The sequence below is a fragment of the Marinobacter halodurans genome, assembly GCF_004327985.1.
In the GTDB taxonomy this organism is placed as follows: Bacteria; Pseudomonadota; Gammaproteobacteria; order Pseudomonadales; family Oleiphilaceae; genus Marinobacter_A; species Marinobacter_A halodurans.
The window spans coordinates 1-1,026 of sequence record NZ_SJDL01000151.1 but is presented as its reverse complement, the minus strand read 5'-3'; the positions used below and the strand labels follow the sequence as shown (position 1 = coordinate 1,026).

The following is a 1,026-nucleotide window of genomic DNA, read 5'->3' as shown; positions in this document are numbered from 1 at the left end:
GGGGAGCTAAGGGGTCAGGTGCTTAATTGCTAATTGCCATCGATTCCGAAGTTCAACATCGTCCTCTATCGCCTTCTCCAACTGCCGCCGCGCGTGGGAAATACCTCCCACAGAACCAAGCTGAAAGATCTCCGCTACACGCGATTGTGACAAACCACCCAACTGTTGACACAGCACCATCGCCAGCCAGCGAGCCGGGTTGCGTTGCCCCCGTTTTCCAGTCCTCAATTCCCTCGGCTCAACGTCGAATAGCCTTGCTACCGTTTCGATGATCGTTTCGTGCGCGACGGGTTCATAGAGCTGCTGGCGCAACTTTTCAGGTGACACATTCTCCCAGGGCTCATCTTCAATCTCGGCTTTAAACGACTCGCTCCCCAATACCGGAGGCAGGCGCCCTTTCTCATAAAACGCTCTGAGATCGGTATCCGTCCCCTGCTCAACGTAAGCCCGATACTGGGCGTAACGGTGTCGATGACCCAGCATGGTGTAGGTCGTCTCCCGGTAGAGCCAATCGGGTGCGCGGGCTCGATTCACGTAGACCGGATAACTGGACCACGGGTAGTCCTCCAACCGTTCCACAAGGGGCTCGCTGGTTTCTATGGGATTACGGTGAATGTAGCGAGTCAGCTGCAGCAGGTATGCATCAGCGTCCACCAGAATCGCCTTGAACCGGCCTCGAAAGAGGGGGCCATCGGTGCCCGCTCGACGATTGTAGCGCTGGGTATAGAGACCGTTCACGTGGCGCATGCAACGGCTCAGATTGCCTCGCGGCGTTTTGACCAGGAGATGGTAGTGGTTGCCCATCAGACAGTAGGCATGGATCTCCAGACCAAACCGCTCGTGGGCTTCACTGAGCGTCCGGAGGAAATCTTCGTAATCGGACGGGCCGTGGAAAACCTTCTGCCGACGGCGGCCACGATTCATGACATGGTAGAAGGCGCCCTCATATTCCAGGCGTTGAGGTCTTGGCATGAGGGCAATCTATACACTGCTAATTAACATTTCAACACCTGACCCCCTCCCCTC

General features: G+C 56.4%; 1 protein-coding gene. It reads right to left on the bottom strand.

Annotated elements, in window-relative coordinates:
- Positions 1–6 precede the first annotated feature (6 nt).
- Positions 7–972, bottom strand: a complete 966-nt coding sequence (locus EZI54_RS23875) for a transposase (protein ID WP_131484338.1) — start codon at positions 970–972, stop codon at positions 7–9.
- Positions 973–1,026: the final 54 nt, after the last annotated feature.

Coding starts and splice junctions, on each gene's coding strand:
- EZI54_RS23875 (WP_131484338.1), bottom strand. CDS start 972: ATGCCAAGACCTCAACGCCTGGAATATGAGGGCGCCTTCTACCATGTC.